17 protein-coding genes are annotated in these 16,310 nt (G+C 59.1%); 2 read left to right on the top strand and 15 right to left on the bottom strand.

Annotation, left to right across the window (positions count from 1 at the left end; translation table 11 throughout):
- Positions 1-21: 21 nt before the first annotated feature.
- Both flhF and flhA read right to left on the bottom strand, forming a co-directional pair.
- Positions 22-1,350, bottom strand: coding sequence for a flagellar biosynthesis protein FlhF (gene flhF / locus AABM52_RS07855; RefSeq protein WP_347911202.1), 1,329 nt, complete (start codon positions 1,348-1,350; stop codon positions 22-24).
- An 11-nt stretch (positions 1,351-1,361) separates the two neighbouring features.
- Positions 1,362-3,491 carry a flagellar biosynthesis protein FlhA gene (gene flhA, locus AABM52_RS07850; RefSeq protein WP_347911201.1) on the bottom strand — a complete coding sequence of 710 codons (2,130 nt, stop codon included), beginning with the start codon at positions 3,489-3,491 and terminating at the stop codon, positions 1,362-1,364.
- A gap of 381 nt (positions 3,492-3,872) precedes the next feature.
- Here flhA and AABM52_RS07845 point away from each other — a divergent pair, with 381 nt between their 5' ends.
- Positions 3,873-4,967 (top strand): RHS repeat-associated core domain-containing protein, encoded by a 1,095-nt coding sequence (locus tag AABM52_RS07845; RefSeq protein ID WP_347911200.1) that lies wholly within the window; start codon positions 3,873-3,875, stop codon positions 4,965-4,967.
- Between the two features lie 439 nt (positions 4,968-5,406).
- Positions 5,407-6,318, top strand: a complete 912-nt coding sequence (locus AABM52_RS07840) for an RHS repeat-associated core domain-containing protein (protein ID WP_347911199.1) — start codon at positions 5,407-5,409, stop codon at positions 6,316-6,318.
- A gap of 96 nt (positions 6,319-6,414) precedes the next feature.
- Here the strand turns inward: AABM52_RS07840 and flhB are convergent, their stop codons facing one another.
- From flhB to fliJ, 13 genes are all read right to left on the bottom strand, one after another.
- On the bottom strand, positions 6,415-7,554 hold the full coding sequence (gene flhB / locus AABM52_RS07835) for a flagellar biosynthesis protein FlhB (protein ID WP_347911198.1): 1,140 nt from the start codon (positions 7,552-7,554) through the stop codon (positions 6,415-6,417).
- Between the two features lie 3 nt (positions 7,555-7,557).
- Positions 7,558-8,340, bottom strand: coding sequence for a flagellar biosynthetic protein FliR (gene fliR / locus AABM52_RS07830; RefSeq protein WP_347911197.1), 783 nt, complete (start codon positions 8,338-8,340; stop codon positions 7,558-7,560).
- A 3-nt stretch (positions 8,341-8,343) separates the two neighbouring features.
- Positions 8,344-8,613, bottom strand: a complete 270-nt coding sequence (gene fliQ / locus AABM52_RS07825; protein WP_347911196.1) for a flagellar biosynthesis protein FliQ — start codon at positions 8,611-8,613, stop codon at positions 8,344-8,346.
- A complete protein-coding gene (fliP, locus tag AABM52_RS07820) occupies positions 8,610-9,368 on the bottom strand; it encodes a flagellar type III secretion system pore protein FliP (protein WP_008052881.1) in 759 nt (252 codons plus the stop codon). The genes fliQ and fliP overlap by 4 nt, the downstream gene beginning before the upstream one ends.
- The gene (fliO, locus tag AABM52_RS07815) at positions 9,368-9,811 is read right to left on the bottom strand and encodes a flagellar biosynthetic protein FliO (RefSeq protein ID WP_347911195.1); all 444 of its coding nucleotides are present in this window, start codon (positions 9,809-9,811) and stop codon (positions 9,368-9,370) included. Before fliO ends, fliP begins: the two co-directional genes overlap by 1 nt.
- Positions 9,812-10,258, bottom strand: coding sequence for a flagellar motor switch protein FliN (gene fliN / locus AABM52_RS07810; protein WP_347911194.1), 447 nt, complete (start codon positions 10,256-10,258; stop codon positions 9,812-9,814).
- 66 nt (positions 10,259-10,324) lie between these two features.
- Entirely contained in the window at positions 10,325-11,293 is a 969-nt protein-coding gene (fliM, locus tag AABM52_RS07805) for a flagellar motor switch protein FliM (RefSeq protein WP_046037701.1), read from the bottom strand.
- Between the two features lie 9 nt (positions 11,294-11,302).
- Complete coding sequence (fliL, locus tag AABM52_RS07800) at positions 11,303-11,809, bottom strand: flagellar basal body-associated protein FliL (RefSeq protein WP_347911193.1); 507 nt, start codon at positions 11,807-11,809, stop codon at positions 11,303-11,305.
- Positions 11,810-11,918: 109 nt separating this feature from the next.
- Complete coding sequence (locus AABM52_RS07795; protein WP_347911192.1) at positions 11,919-13,274, bottom strand: flagellar hook-length control protein FliK; 1,356 nt, start codon at positions 13,272-13,274, stop codon at positions 11,919-11,921.
- 101 nt (positions 13,275-13,375) lie between these two features.
- Positions 13,376-13,726, bottom strand: coding sequence for an Hpt domain-containing protein (locus AABM52_RS07790; RefSeq protein ID WP_347911191.1), 351 nt, complete (start codon positions 13,724-13,726; stop codon positions 13,376-13,378).
- Positions 13,727-13,756: 30 nt separating this feature from the next.
- Positions 13,757-15,463, bottom strand: coding sequence for a fused response regulator/phosphatase (locus AABM52_RS07785; RefSeq protein WP_347911190.1), 1,707 nt, complete (start codon positions 15,461-15,463; stop codon positions 13,757-13,759).
- 5 nt (positions 15,464-15,468) lie between these two features.
- Entirely contained in the window at positions 15,469-15,768 is a 300-nt protein-coding gene (locus tag AABM52_RS07780) for an STAS domain-containing protein (protein ID WP_347911189.1), read from the bottom strand.
- An 89-nt stretch (positions 15,769-15,857) separates the two neighbouring features.
- Positions 15,858-16,307, bottom strand: coding sequence for a flagellar export protein FliJ (gene fliJ, locus AABM52_RS07775; RefSeq protein WP_223456448.1), 450 nt, complete (start codon positions 16,305-16,307; stop codon positions 15,858-15,860).
- Positions 16,308-16,310 lie beyond the last annotated feature (3 nt).

The following is a 16,310-nucleotide window of genomic DNA, read 5'->3' as shown; positions in this document are numbered from 1 at the left end:
CAAAAACTGTTCATTTTTACCTCAGCCAACCTGCTTGGTCGGGCTGTGGTAGATGTCAGCGAACATGTCAGCCATGGCTTCTTCGCTGGGTTCTTCCTGCATTTGCACGCTCACGGCGCGGCTGACCAACTGGTGACGACGCGGCAGATGCAAATCATCCGGGATCCGCGGGCCATCGGTCAGGTAAGCCACCGGCAGTTCATGACTGATGGCAAGGCTCAACACCTCGCCCAGACTTGCCGTTTCATCCAGTTTAGTCAGGATGCAGCCTGCGAGCCCACAACGCTTGTAACTGTGATAAGCGGCCGTTAGAACCTGTTTCTGGCTGGTGGTTGCCAGGACCAGATAATTTTTCGAGCGGATGCCACGACCGGCCAGGCTTTCGAGCTGCATGCGCAGGGCCGGATCGCTGGCCTGCAGGCCGGCAGTATCGATCAGCACCACGCGTTTGCGCAGCAATGGCTCCAGGGCCTGCACCAGGGACTGGCCCGGATCGACGTGGGTCACCGGCACATTGAGAATGCGCCCCAGGGTCTTGAGCTGCTCCTGGGCACCGATGCGGAAGCTGTCCATGCTCACCAGCGCAATGTTCTGCGCGCCATACTTGAGCACGTAACGGGCGGCCAGCTTGGCCAGGGTGGTGGTCTTGCCCATGCCGGCAGGGCCGACCATGGCGATCACACCGCCCTCTTCCAGCGGCTCGACTTCCGGAGTAACGATCATGCGCGCCAGGTGCGCCAGCAACATGCGCCAGGCCTGACGAGGCTCTTCGATATCGGTGATCATCGCCAGCAGGTCACGCGACAGCGGACCGGACAGGCCGATGCGTTGCAGGCGACGCCAGAGGTTGGCCTGGTCCGGACGGCTGCCTTGCAGCTGATTCCAGGCCAGGGAGCCCAACTGGACTTCCATCAGTTCGCGCAGGCTGTTGAGTTCGAAACGCATCGAGTCGAACGCACGTGGATCCACGCCACCGGACGTTGGCGCAGCGGCCGGCGCGGGGCGACGGGGTTCGGCGTAGGTCGGCTCGATCAGCGGCTCGGCGGCGGTCAACGGCAAGCCGGCGAACAACTGGCGATTGGTGGCATTGTCGCTCTCGCCATCGCCACGCAGGCTCAATTCGGCCTGGGCGGTGACGATCCGCGACTGAGTCTTGCGCAGCTCGTCTTCGAGCTCCATGTTCGGAACCCGCGGCGCCAGCGCCGACAGCTTGTAATCCAGCGCAGCCGTCAGCTCGACACCCCCGGCGATCCGGCGGTTGCCAATAATGGCCGCATCAGCGCCCAGCTCGTCGCGAACCAGCTTCATGGCCTGACGCATATCGGCGGCGAAAAAACGCTTAACTTGCATAAACCACTACCTCAGCCGTTGGGCCCTACTGTCGCAACGATGGTCACTTGCTTGTTGTCAGGGATTTCCTGGTAAGCCAACACATGCAAACCCGGGACTGCGAGCCGGCCAAATCGCGAGAGCATCGCGCGAACCGGACCAGCCACCAGCAGAATCACCGGCTGACCTTGCATCTCCTGACGCTGCGCCGCGTCGATCAAAGAACGTTGCAGCTTCTCAGCCATGCTTGGCTCCAGCAGAACGCCCTCTTCCGAGCCTTGTCCTGCCTTCTGCAGACTATTGAGCAATATCTGTTCCAACCTTGGCTCCAGCGTGATGACTGGCAGCTCCGACTCAGTGCCTACAATGCTTTGGACGATTGCGCGGGATACGCCAACCCGCACGGCAGCCACCAGCGCGGCGGTATCTTGACTCTTGGCGGCATTGTTGGCGATCGCCTCGGCAATGCTGCGGATATCGCGCACAGGCACTTGTTCGGCCAGCAGCGCTTGCAGCACCTTGAGCAGTTGCGACAGCGAAACCACACCCGGCACCAGCTCTTCGGCCAGTTTTGGCGAACTTTTGGCCAGCAATTGCATGAGTTGCTGCACTTCTTCGTGACCGATCAGTTCACTGGAATGCTTGTAGAGTATCTGGTTCAAGTGGGTAGCCACTACTGTACTGGCATCGACCACCGTATAACCGAGGGATTGCGCCTGGGCGCGCTGGCTGATTTCGATCCAGACCGCCTCCAGGCCGAAAGCCGGATCTTTGGCGGTAATGCCGTTGAGCGTGCCGTAGACCTGCCCCGGATTGATCGCCAGCTCGCGATCCGGGTAGATCTCCGCCTCGGCCAGGATCACCCCCATGAGGGTCAGGCGATAGGCGCTTGGCGCCAGGTCGAGGTTGTCGCGGATATGCACGGTCGGCATCAGGAAGCCCAGATCCTGGGACAGCTTCTTGCGCACACCCTTGATCCGCGCCAGCAACTGGCCGCCCTGGTTGCGGTCCACCAGCGGAATCAGGCGATAACCCACTTCCAGGCCGATCATGTCGATCGGCGTCACGTCATCCCAGCCAAGCTCCTTGGTTTCCTGGGCGCGGGCCGGCGACGGCAGCAGTTCCTGCTGGCGCTTGACCTCTTGCAGGGCCTGAACCTTGGCGACGTTCTGCTTTTTCCAGAACAGGTAAGCGCCACCGGCCGCCAGGGCCGCCATGCTCAGGAACGAGAAGTGCGGCATGCCGGGCACCAGCCCCATGACCGCCATCAACCCCGCCGCCACCGCCAGCGCCTTGGGCGAGGCGAACATCTGGCGATTGATTTGCTTGCCCATGTCTTCCGAACCGGAAGCTCGGGTCACCATGATCGCTGCAGCTGTCGATAACAACAGTGATGGCAATTGCGCCACCAAACCGTCACCGATGGTCAACAGCGCGTACACCTTGCCGGCGTCGGCAAAGTTCATGTTGTGCTGGAAGATCCCGACCGCCATGCCGCCGATCAGGTTGATGAACAGGATCAACAGGCCGGCGATGGCGTCGCCACGAACGAATTTGCTGGCACCGTCCATGGAACCGTAGAACTCGGCTTCCTGGGCCACTTCCATCCGGCGCAGCTTGGCCTGGTTCTGATCGATGAGGCCGGCGTTGAGATCGGCGTCGATCGCCATTTGCTTGCCGGGCATCGCATCAAGGGTGAAACGCGCGCTCACCTCGGAAATCCGCCCCGCACCCTTGGTCACCACGACGAAGTTGATGATCATCAAGATCGCGAAGACCACGATACCAACCACGTAGTTACCGCCGATCACCACCTCGCCGAAGGCCTGGATCACCTTGCCGGCGGCGGCATGGCCGTCCTGGCCGTGCAGCATCACCACCCGGGTGGAGGCCACGTTCAACGCCAGGCGCAACAGCGTCGCCACCAGCAAAATGGTCGGGAACACCGCGAAATCCAGCGGCCGCAAGGCATAAACGCACACCAGCAGCACGACGATGGACAAGGCAATGTTGAAGGTGAAGAACACGTCCAGCAGGAACGGCGGCACCGGCAACATCATCATCGCCAGCATGACCAGCAGCAACAGCGGCACGCCCAGATTGCCTCGACTGAGGTCGGCAATGTTGCTGCGGGCACTGTTGATTAACTGAGAGCGATCCACCGGTTTTCCCCGTTCCTTTAAAGCAAACTTTTGACGCCTGAAGCAGGCGCAGAGCGGCTACTGCAAGAAGCTTTCCAACTTTTGCCTGGAGGGGGATTGTGCGTATGGCGCAAGCCTGTGCGGCTTCAGAAAAAGGGTAAATTTCAAAACAACGGAGAACCCTGTGGGAGCGAGCTTGCTCCCGATGACATCGGCATAACAAACATACTTGTTGGCAGACCCAGCGCTATCGCGAGCAAGCTCGCTCCCACAGGAATTGCGGCGTTCCGGACTGCCCACCCGTCACAAAGACTACCGAACCTATCAGTTCTGCTAGTACCCACCTGCGACTGACCGACCGATACTCAATCGCCCTCCCTTTGAGAATCTGGAGCGACCTCCATGGAATCCACACAACCCATCCTGCTCTGCCGCTATAGCTATGACCCTCTGGATCGCCTGATCAGCCAATTAGAGCCGGACACCCCTATCCACCAGCGTTTTTACTGCAAAAGCAGGCTAGCCACCGAGATACATGGGACGATGAGGTATTCGATCGTTCAGCATGGCGACCAGCTGTTGGCACAACAGCGAAGTGAGGGTTATTTACTCGATTCAACGCTGCTGGCCACCGATCAGCAGCGCTCGGTATTGCGTACGCTTAAGGCGGATCATCCATCTCAGCCCACCGCCTATTCGCCCTACGGTCATCGTCCACTGGAAAACGGGTTACTTAGCCTGCTCGGCTTCAACGGTGAACGACCGGATCCGGTGACTGGGTGTTGTTTGTTGGGGAATGGGTATCGTGCGTTTAATCCGGTGTTGATGCGATTCAATAGTCCGGACAGTTTGAGTCCGTTTGGGAAGGGAGGGTTGAATGCGTATGCGTATTGCGCAGGAGACCCTATCAACAGGGCGGATCCGACAGGACATGGATTTATAAAAAACCTTGTTAACGTTATGTCACGGAACACAACCCCAATAGCACAAAACACAATAGATTCATTACGCCGGACAAAAAAAGTAAATTTTAACACCACAAAAGAGTTAAGAAAAGTGGCGGCAGCCCAAGGCACCTCACCCGAAAAGATTTTAATTGAACAGACTATCAATTCGCAGCTGCAGCGTATAGGTCTAGAATTCAGATATCTTGAAAATCCCGGGTTTAAAATAACCGATACTGAAACAATACACCGTATCTACCTCGAAACCACGGCAGATGTATACAAGCATGTCGAGGTCCTTCGTGAACTTAGACATAAAAATAAATATTTACTAAACGACAACACACTAGCCAATGCTAATAAGACCCTCGATAGAGCCAACCAATTCCTGAACGACGAGGCTTTGCGAGTTACCGAGATAAGAATCAAACGCTTCAACAGGAATAATGTTCTTAATTACACGAGTGGCGCTCCACCCCATTATGAAGAGCAACTTTTCCCTAGTAGATCTGGCTCACCAAGCGCCTCCAACAATCAAGTCCGGGGGGGATAGCTTCGACCGCTTAGTGAAGCGAGCCATAGAAAAAGGAGGCACCCATTAACCGATCTCGGGTCATGGTTAAAGGAAAAAGTGGACACCCATTAGCCTTGACTTGAGACCGGCTAATGGGCGTCCCCTTTTTGCTCTCTTTTTGCTCTGTCCCCTTTTTGCTCTTTTTGCTCCTTTTTGCTTGGTCCCCTTTTTGCTTGCGCGAAGAGGCCGTCCCCGCTGCCGCCCATCTCACGACCAACACAAAACCTGTGGGAGCCGGGCTTGCCCGCGATGGGGTCGGTACTGCCGCCGCACCTCTCAGGACGGGCTGCGCGAGACCGTACTCTGCCAATACCACTACGACCCTCTTGATCAACTGACCAGCCACGCACTGCCAGATACCCCCGAGCGCCAGCGCTTTTACTGCAAAAGCAGGTTGGCTACCGAGGTACAGGGGGCGATGCGCTACTCGATCGTTCAGCACGGTGATCAGTTGTTGGCGCAGCAGCGAAGTGAGGGTGATATACCCGATACCAAGCTACTGGTCACCGATCAGCAGCGCTCGGTGTTACAGACGCTCAAGGCGGATCGTCCAACTCAACCCATTGCCTATTCACCCTATGGCCATCGCCCTGACGAGAACGGGCTACTCAGCCTGCTTGGTTTCAACGGTGAACGGCCGGATCCGGTGACCGGGCATTATTTGCTGGGGAATGGGTATCGGGCGTTTAATCCGGTTTTGATGCGGTTTAACAGTCCGGATAGTTGGAGTCCGTTTGGGAGAGGTGGATTGAATTCGTATGCATATTGCATGGGGGATCCGATCAACCGTCACGATCGAAATGGGCACACCCCGTATTCTTTCATGACTGCCATCCCAACTTATTTAAAGAAATCAATATTACATAAAATACAAAATAGCGTTTCACTATCAAAACTGCCTAAAAAAATGCGCTATAAAAGCGAGCTCATAAAGAAGCAAGTCGCCGAAAAAATACAGACATCAACCAGAGAAGGAGCCCTATTGGAGAAAGCCGTAAAAGACTCTGGCGATATCAAGCCATTAACATTTACAACAGATCCAAAACTTTCCACAGCCCAATATTTTCAGCATCAAAAACAGGGAGTCTCATTCGACAAGAATGGTATCCCCAATCCCAAAACCTCCATAACGATGACCAACGCTCTAGGACAGGAAACGTTACGCACCGATTTCTTCGATGATAGTTTCAGTTTCTTTCACCATCAAGCCCAAGGTAACGGACCAGAACCTTATAAAACGATTATGAGTGAAGCCGCAGGTAAGACTTTAATCAGAAGAGCACAATACATTCGAGATCACGCGCTTCGAAACTATCAAGACCCATCATAATGACAGGAAAAAATTTCGCCCCCTTCGGCAACTCCAGATGCACGTATTACTTGTAGAAGCTGTCGAAGGCCGCGATCTTTCCAGCGCTTAATCGCATCAGGAATCCCGCCGCAAATCCGGCGGAATCGGCAGATCATCCTTGAGCGGATCCGGTCGCTTGCCCTTACCCACCCGGTACTGTCGAATCTGATAAACGTAAGCCAACACCTGCGCAACCGCCAGATACAACCCACCCGGAATCTCCTGCTCAAGCTCGGTGGAGTAGTAAATCGACCGCGCCAGCGCCGGCGATTCCAGCAGCAAAATCTCATTGGCCGCCGCGATCTCGCGGATCTTCAGGGCCAGGAAGTCACTACCCTTGGCCAGCAATACCGGCGCATTACCCTTTTCCGGGTCGTACTTGAGGGCCACGGCGTAGTGGGTCGGGTTGGTGATGACCACGTCGGCCTCGGGAATGGCCGCCATCATCCGTCGCTGGGACATCTCGCGTTGCAGTTGTCGAATCCGCTGCTTGACCTCCGGCCGCCCCTCCTGGTCCTTGTGCTCGTCGCGCACTTCCTGCTTGGTCATCAGCAGTTTCTTGTGGCTTTCCCAGAGCTGCACCGGCACGTCCACCGCAGCGATCAGGATCAGCCCGCACGCCATCCACAAGGTGCTCCAGCCCACGACTTGCAGGCTGTGAATGATCGCCATGTCCACGGGCTCATGGGCGATGCGCAGCAGGTCATCGATGTCCGACGACAATACCGCCAGCGCCACGAACAGGATGATGATGAACTTGGCCAGGGCCTTGAGCAGTTCGACCAGCGACTTGGTGGAGAACATGCGCTTGAGGCCGGGGCCGGGGTTCAAGCGGCTGAATTTGGGCGCCATGGAACCCGCCGCGAACAGCCAGCCACCCAGGGAAATCGGACCGATGATGGCGGCCAGCACCAACGCAATCATCACCGGCTGGATCGACCACAGGGCAATTTGCCCCGAGCGCATCAGGTAGGTGGCCATGGAGCGTTGATCCAGGATCACTTCCCGCGGCAGCGAGAAATTGATGCGCATCAGTTCCATCATGTCCTGCGCCATGGCGCCGCCAAAAATCAGCAGCGCCGAGGCACCGACCAGCATGATCGCCAGGGTGTTGAGCTCCTTGGAACGCGCGATCTCACCCTTTTCACGGGAGTCCCGCTTGCGCTTCTCCGTGGGGTCTTCTGTTTTGTCCTGACCGCTTTCGCTCTCGGCCATGGCTCAGCTCGCCCGTGCCAGTTCGCGTAACAACTGCAAGGCCTCGGTGGCCAGCGGTTGATACTGGTTGAGAATGTCCGCCAACCCGACCCAGACAATGAACAGCCCAAGCACCAGGGTCAGCGGGAAGCCGATAGAGAAAATATTGAGTTGCGGTGCCGCCCGGGTCATGACGCCAAACGCGATGTTGACCACCAGCAACGCGGTGATCGCCGGCAGCACCAGCAATAACGCCGAACCGAGTACCCAGCCGAGCTTGCCGGCCAGTTCCCAATAGTGATTGACCATCAGCCCCCCCCCCACCGGCAACGTGGTGAAACTCTCGGTGAGGACCTCGAACACCACCAGATGACCGTTCATGGACAGGAACAGCAGCGTCACCAGCATGGTGAAAAACTGCCCGATCACCGCCGTCGATACACCGTTGGTCGGGTCAACCATGGAGGCGAAGCCCATGCCCATCTGGATGGCGACGATTTGCCCGGCGACCACAAAGGCCTGGAAGAACAGCTGCAAGGAAAAACCCATTACCGCGCCGATGAGAATCTGCTCGGCAATCAGCAACAGCCCGCTCAAATCCAGGGCATTGACCGGTGGCATGGGCGGCAGGCCCGGCGCGATGACCACGGTAATGGCCAACGCGAAGTACAGGCGGATGCGCCGGGGCAGCAGGGTCGTGCCGAACACCGGCATGACCATCAGCAAGGCGCCGACGCGAAACAGCGGCAGCATGAACGTCGCCACCCAGGTGCTGATCTGGGTATCGGTCAGCGCTAGCAGCGACATGGTTCAGCCGATGACATGAGGAATGCTGCCGTACAACTGCAGGATGTATTCCATGAAGGTCTGCACCAGCCACGGGCCGGCCACGATCAGGGTTACCAGCATCACCAGCAAACGCGGCAGGAAGCTCAGGGTCTGTTCGTTGATCTGGGTGGCGGCCTGGAACATCGCCACCAGCAGGCCGACCAGCAGACTCGGAATCACCAGCACCGCCACCATCATGGTGGTCAGCCACAGCGCTTCGCGGAAGATATCGACCGCAACTTCCGGGGTCATGGCGAGACACCGCCGAAGCTGCTGGCCAGTGTGCCGATGATCAGCGCCCAGCCATCGACCAGCACGAACAACATGATCTTGAACGGCAGGGAAATGATCAGCGGCGAGAGCATCATCATACCCATGGCCATCAACACACTGGCCACGACCAGGTCGATGATCAGGAACGGAATGAAGATCATGAAGCCGATCTGGAACGCCGTTTTCAGCTCAGAGGTCACGAAGGCCGGCACCAGGATGGTCAACGGCGCCTGATCCGGCGTCGCGATGTCAGTGCGTTTGGACAGGCGCATGAACAGCTCCAGATCGCTGGTGCGGGTCTGGGCGAGCATGAAGTTCTTGATCGGCACCTGGGCCTTGGCAACCGCATCCTGGGCCGTCAGCTTTTCCGCCAGATACGGCTGCAAGGCGTCCTGGTTCACCCGGTCGAACACCGGCGCCATGATGAACAGGGTCAGGAACAGCGCCATGCCGGTGAGGATCTGGTTCGACGGTGTCTGCTGCAGGCCCAGGGCCTGACGCAGGATCGAGAAGACAATGATGATCCGGGTGAAACTGGTCATCAGCATGACAAACGCCGGGATAAAACTCAGCGCGGTCATGATCAGCAGGATTTGCAGGCTGACCGAGTATTCCTGCGCACCCTGCGCATTGGTGCCCAGGGTGATGGCCGGGATCGACAACGGATCGGCGGCGAATGCCAGCGGCGCGGCCAGCATCAGGGTCAGCGTCAAGACGATGCGCAGCGCACCCATTACTTCTTATCCTTCTGATCTTTACCCAGCATCTCCAACAGGCGCTGGGCAAATTCCGGCGTTGGCTTCTCGGTGCTCGGCACTTGCACCGGCTCCTTGAGGACGTGCAGCGCAGTGATGTTGCCGGGGCTCAGCCCCAACAGAATCTGCTCGTTGCCCACCTGCACCAGCATCAGGCGATCGCGAGGCCCCAGCGCGCGGGAGCCGACAATCTCGATCACCTGCCCTTTACCGGCCGGACCGGCCTGCTGGACCCGACGCAGCAACCAGGCGAGGAGGAAGATCAACCCCAACACCAGCAACAAGCCGAACACCAGTTGCGTCAGTTGGCCCGCCACGCCGCTGCTCACCGCCGGCGCAGCAGCCGTGGCCGCCGTTGCGACCGGTTCGGCCGCCAGCACACTGAACGGCATTGCCAACACAAACCCGAGAACCTTTTTCACTCAGCGCAGCTTCTTGATGCGTTCGCTTGGGCTGATCACGTCCGTCAGGCGGATGCCGAACTTCTCGTTGACCACCACCACTTCGCCGTGGGCGATGAGCGTGCCATTGACCAGCACGTCCAGCGGCTCGCCGGCCAGGCGATCAAGCTCGATCACCGACCCCTGGTTCAGTTGCAGCAAGTTGCGGATGTTGATGTCGGTGCTGCCCACTTCCATGGAAATCGACACCGGGATATCGAGGATCACGTCCAGGTTCGGGCCGTCGAGAGTGACCGGCTCGTTGTTTTTCGGCACGCTGCCGAACTCTTCCATTGGCAGGCGGTTGGATGCGGAATTGCCGGAATCGGCGGCCAGCAAGGCATCGATATCGGCCTGCCCGGCATCACCGGTCTCTTCCAGGGCAGCTGCCCACTCATCGGCCAGAGCCTGGTCGTCTTGGGTGTTCATATTGTCAGTGTCCTCGGCGAGCAAAAATTCAGAATTCGGTTAATCGCGAATGAGTACGAACGCCGGTCAACGGCGCTCGATCGGCTCGATCACTTGCAACGCCAGGTTGCCCTTGTGCGAGCCCATCTTGACCTTGAAGGCCGGCACGCCGTTGGCGCGCATGATCATTTCTTCCGGCATGTCGACCGGGATCACATCCCCCGGCTGCATATGCAGGATGTCGCGCAGGCGCAACTGACGACGAGCCACCGTCGCGCCGATCGGCACGTCGACGTCTAGCACGTCCTGGCGCAGCGCATTGACCCAGCGCTCGTCCTGGTCGTCGAGGTCCGACTGGAAGCCGGCGTCGAGCATTTCGCGCACCGGCTCGATCATCGAGTACGGCATGGTCACGTGCAGGTCGCCGCCACCGCCATCGAGCTCGATGTGGAAGGTCGACACCACAATGGCTTCGCTCGGGCCGACGATGTTGGCCATGGCCGGGTTCACTTCCGAGTTGATGTACTCGAAATTGACTTCCATGATCGCCTGCCAGGCTTCCTTCAAATCGACGAACGCCTGCTCCAGCACCATGCGTACCACGCGCAGTTCGGTCGGCGTGAATTCACGCCCTTCGATCTTGGCGTGGCGGCCGTCGCCGCCGAAGAAGTTGTCCACCAGCTTGAACACCAGTTTGGCGTCGAGGATGAACAGCGCAGTACCGCGCAGGGGTTTGATCTTGACCAGGTTCAGGCTGGTCGGCACATACAGCGAGTGCACGTATTCGCCGAACTTCATCACCTGCACGCCGCCGACCGCCACGTCCGCCGAGCGCCGCAGCATGTTGAACATGCTGATGCGTGTGTAGCGGGCGAAACGTTCGTTGATCATTTCCAGGGTCGGCATGCGTCCGCGGACGATGCGATCCTGGCTGGTCAGGTCATAGCTTTTGACGGTGCCGGGTTCGGCAGCGTTATCGGTCTGTACCAGACCATCGTCGACGCCATGCAACAGCGCGTCGATCTCATCCTGGGACAGCAGGTCCTGCACGGCCATGTCGTGTTCCTACTGCAGTACGAAATTAGTGAAAAGCAACTGTTCGATCACCACTTTGCCGAGCTCTTTCTGCGCCACTTCCTGGACGCTGGCGGTGGCTTTCTGCCGCAGCATTTCCTGGCCGACCGGCGAGGCGAGGGTCGCAAAGTCCTGCCCGGAGAACAGCATGACCAGGTTATTGCGGATCACCGGCATGTGGACCTTGAGTGCTTCCAGGTCCGCCTGATTGCGCGCGAGCATGGTGATGCTCACCTGCATGTAGCGCTGGCGGCCGTTCTGGTTGAAGTTGGCCACGAAAGCTGGCGCCATCGATTCGAAAATCGCTGGCTGCTTACCGACGGGAGCCGTCTGCTCCACTGCGGCGGCAGGCTTGCTCTGAGCGCTGTGCATGAAGTACCAGGTCGCCCCCACGGACACACCGATCGCCAGCAGCAGGGCCACCACGATCACGATGATCAGCTTGAGTTTGCCTTTGGTTGCGGGGTCTTTTACTACTGCTGCGTCGCTCTTCGCCATGCCAATAATCCGTCACTATTCGGGTTTTCACAGTCGCACGGCAAGGCAAGAGCAAGTGTTATGCCATGTAGGAGCGAGCTCGCTCCCACAGGGTTCAGTGCTGTGTTGGTCAGGCGTAGTAATCGACCGCGCTGGAGCCGATCACGCTCGTGGTATTGGCAGCCACTTCGGCAATGCCCGGGGCCACGTCGTCATCCATTGAATCGAGGCGACCGCCACTGGCACTGGTCCGTCCGGTCTGGCTTTGCCGGGCTTGGTCCTGCCCTTGCTGCGAACCACGGGACTGGTCCGAAACATTGACATCGACCTGCCCCATGCCCTGTTGCGCGAACATGTCGCGCAAGCGATGGACCTGGCCATCCAGCGCCTCACGGACGCCCGGATGCGCACTCATGAACGTGACCTGGGTCTGTTGATCGGGAACCATGTTCACCCGAATGTCCAGACGCCCGAGTTCAGCGGGCTGCAACTGGATGTCCGCCGCCTTGAGATTGGCGCTGGACAGGTACATGACCCGGTTCACCACCTCTTCGGTCCAGCCGCTCTGGTGCATGGCGATCGGCTGGTTCACCGGCAAGGCATTGGCTGTCTTCGGAGTGGCCGCCTGGGTCAGCGCTGCCAGACGGTTGGCGAAATCATCGACACGGGTGTCGCTGCTGGCGGACTTGAGATCCTTCAGGCCGTCATCGATCAAGCCACTGAAAGCCTTGTCGTCGCCCTGTCCGCTGCTGCTCTTGTCGCCCTGAACATCCAGCATGCTCGCCATGCCGGCGGCAAAGTTTTGCGCCGACGTCAGCTCGCCGTCAGCCTGGGCTTGCGTCTGTGTCGGTGTAGCCTTGGGCTGCGCCTGGCTGGAAGCCGATACGTGACCGCCCTGTTCCATCGCCAGGCGCACCGCCGGCAATGCGTCGAGCGGATCGGTCGAGGGATCGAAATCACCGTCGGCAGTGGCAGGCGCTGGAGGGATTGCAGCCGTAGCCGCGGAGACGGCTGCGGCTACCGGCGCTTCAACGACAGGTTGCACGGTGCCGACCACGGTGGGGGCTACCGGTGCCGGTACGACGGGCTGCAATGAAGGATCAAGCGCCAGATCCAGCAGTGCGGCATCAACGGCCGGAGCTGGAACGGCATCCGACACGTCATCGCCGGCGGCCTTGTCGTCAGCCTGCACAGATGGGTCGGCAGGCAAGGATTTGCCGCCATCGGCAACCACCGGTTCCTCGGCGGCAGACTTGTCGTCACCAGCGTCTTTTTTTCCGACAACATCGCCGGTTGTGTCGCGACCCGGCTTGACCGAGGCATCCGCCAACGCACTGGGCTTGCTCTGGGCCTGGCTGGCATAGACATGAGCGAAGCTTGCGGCCTTGTCCCCGGGCTCAGCGGTCTGGGCCGCAGGATTGGCGGAGCCGGCTTGAGTCTTGGCCTGCCTGGAGGCCTGAAGCAGAATATCGGGGGTAACGGGCATGAAACGGTCTCCGCTGCACAGGGCTCGTAAGTACAGTTGGATGAGTTATCTGCAAAGGTCGAGCCAGTTTCACTCGAAGAAGGCAAAATGCAGCGTGCTGCTCAGATTTTCGCCGGGCAACGCTGTCGCTCAGCTTCGTACAGAGGCCGGATACCGGCGAATTCGCGGTCGATTTCGCGGACCAGTTCCTGAACGGCGGCCCATGGCGAACTTCTGGCTTGCAGCTCAAGCTGATGGCAGAGCTCGGTCAGCCTGAGGGCGCCCATATTGCTGCTGCTGCCTTTGAAGCTATGGGCAGTTTCAACGAGCAGGTCGCCACTGTCAGCCGTTCTCAAGACTTTCAGGCGCTCTTCGGAGTCTGCAAGAAAGATATCCAGCAGATCTGGATAACCCTCTTCCATCACTTCCTGCAATACACTCAGCACGCTGCGATCCACATGTGTGTCGTCCACTTGCTCACTCCTTGATCAAGAATGCGCGGATTATGCCAGAGCCTCCCAGTTAAACTCCACGCGTGCACTTCGACCATTGTCGCTCCAGCGGGCATTACGCCCCAACTGGCGGATCAGACTGACTCCACGTCCCGACAGGCGGACGTCTTCCAACGGTCTTGCCATGACCCGCTCGACATCGAAACCCTTGCCGCTGTCTTCGATGTGAATGGTCAGGCAACCGCCATCGTCCGTTGGCGTCACCTGCAAATGCAGCCGTACATAGCCTTCCTGCAGCTCGTCCAGCCGGGTATTGCGCTCTTGATAATACCGCGCAAACCCCGAGGCATCGCGCTTGAGGCTCGAGTCCAGCCCCAGCACGCCATGTTCCAGCGCATTGGAATAGAGCTCCGCCAGCACACTGTAGAGCGCACCGCTCTGAGCCCGAAGACCATGAACCTCAAGCAGCAACTGCAACAGATAGGGCAACGGATTGAAACGCTTGAGCGTGGCGGCGCGAAACTCGAAACTCACCGACCAGTCCAGCGGGCAGGACTGGCCGCTGTCGGAGTAGACCAACGCCGGCGGAGTGATCTGTGCCGTCTCCAGCAGGCTGATTTCGACCATGCTGACATCGTCGCGCGCCTCTCCACCGAAATGACGCAGCGCCTGCTCGATCTCTTCGAACAGCGCATCCGGCTGCCGATTGGCGGCAAACACCCACTGCAATCGCTGCACGCCAAACAACTGATCATTGGCGTCGCAGGTATCGATCACCCCATCGGACAGGAGAAACACCCGATCCCCGAGGGCCATGGGATACACGTCGGTACGCTCATCGAAGGATTCCGGGCTCAGCACCCCCAAAGGCAGGTGCCGCGCCGGCAGAGGCATTCGCTCGCCACTGGCAATGCGATGCAGGTAACCGTCGGGCATGCCGCCGTTCCAGACTTCCACCGAACGGCGCTGAAAACTCAGGCACAGCAACGTGGCACAGCAGAACATGTCCACCGGCAGGATGCGCTTGAGCTTGGCATTCATCTCGCGCAGGGTTTCCGCCAGGCCGTAGCCCTTGGCGGTCATCCCGTAGAAGACTTCGGCCAGGGGCATGGCGCCCACTGCCGCCGGCAGACCGTGGCCGGTGAAGTCGCCCAGCAGCACGTGCATGTCTCCGGCAGGGGTGAACGCGGCCAGCAACAGGTCGCCGTTGAACAGCGCATAGGGCGATTGCAGATAACGGATATTCGGCGCGGCATTCAGACAGCCGGAGTGCGCCACCTTGTCGAAAACGGCCTTGGCCACGCGCTGTTCGTTGAGCAGGTAGTCGTGGTGCCGGGCGATCTGGTCGCGCTGTTGCAGCACGGTGTCCTGCAACCGCCGCAAGCGATCCATCGCCTTGATCTTGGCAGCGAGAATCACCTGGTTGTAGGGCTTTGCCAGAAAATCGTCGCCGCCGACTTCAAGGCAACGGGCCAGGGCTTCACTTTCGGACAACGACGTGAGGAAGATGATCGGCACCAGGGTTTCCCCGGCCAGGGCCTTGATCTGCCGAGCCGCCTCGAAGCCGTCCATGACGGGCATCATCGCATCCATCAACACCAGGTGCGGTTGTTGCAGGCGAAACACCTCGACCGCTTCGGCGCCGTTGGCCGCCGTCAGCACGTCGTGCCCCTGGCGGCGCAGGATGCTCGACAACAGCAGGCGATCGGCGGCGCTGTCCTCGGCAATCAGGATCGTCAGCGGCTCCAGTGGCTGCATGGCAATCAACTGATGTCGAACAGTTTGTCGAAGTTGGAGATGGCGAGGATTTTGCGCACGTCGGTACTGCTGTTGACGACGCGCACATCGGAGTCGTCGCCACCGGCGTGATCGCGCAGCAAAAGCAGCATGCCCAGGGCCGAACTGTCGAGGTAAGTGGCGTCTTTCAGGTCGACCACGACCGCCGACAGCTGTTTATCTTCGTAGGACTGACGAAATTCCTGATGCTTGGCGAAATCGAAACGACCCTTGACCGAGATCGTCAGCTTTTGCCCGTCCTGGGACATTTCTGTAACGACTGACATTTAATGGCTTCCTTGTCTTTGGAAAACGTTTAGAAGGTTTAGCATCAGGAGGGAATGAGGGCAAGCCAGCCTGTTTTTTGAAAGCACGCTCAATAGGGGTTCTCACGCGGCAAGCGCTGGGACAATTCATCCAGCAATTTCTGTTCGCGCCGGTCTTCAAGCGCCCGCGCCTCGTCGGCATAGCGCTGAACCAGCTTGCGCAAGCCTTCGACCCGGGCAAACGCCTGCTGCCAGGTCTCCCGGGCCTTGTTCAGGTTGTTCTGATGCCAGGCCAGACTTTGCCGCTGCTGGTCGATGGCCGTGCCCAGTTGCGCGAGAAAGCCCTGATAGCCCAGCAACCATTGGCCCGAGACGCCGCCGCTGCCGCGCACAATCCATTGTTCCTGATAGTCGAGACGGAAGGCTTCGAGGTCGGCGAGTTTGCTTTGTGCCAGACGAACCTGACCTTGAAAGTGCCCCAGGCGCTGGACCGCGGTTTTCTCGGCCTTTTCGGCCATTTCCACCACCGGCGCCAGCCGTCCCGCCCGACTCAGGGCCATGAC

It is taken from the genome of Pseudomonas grandcourensis, assembly GCF_039909015.1.
Lineage (GTDB): Bacteria > Pseudomonadota > Gammaproteobacteria > Pseudomonadales > Pseudomonadaceae > Aquipseudomonas > Aquipseudomonas grandcourensis.
Note: the sequence above shows the minus strand (reverse complement) of the source record. Positions and strands in the feature narration are given on the sequence as shown.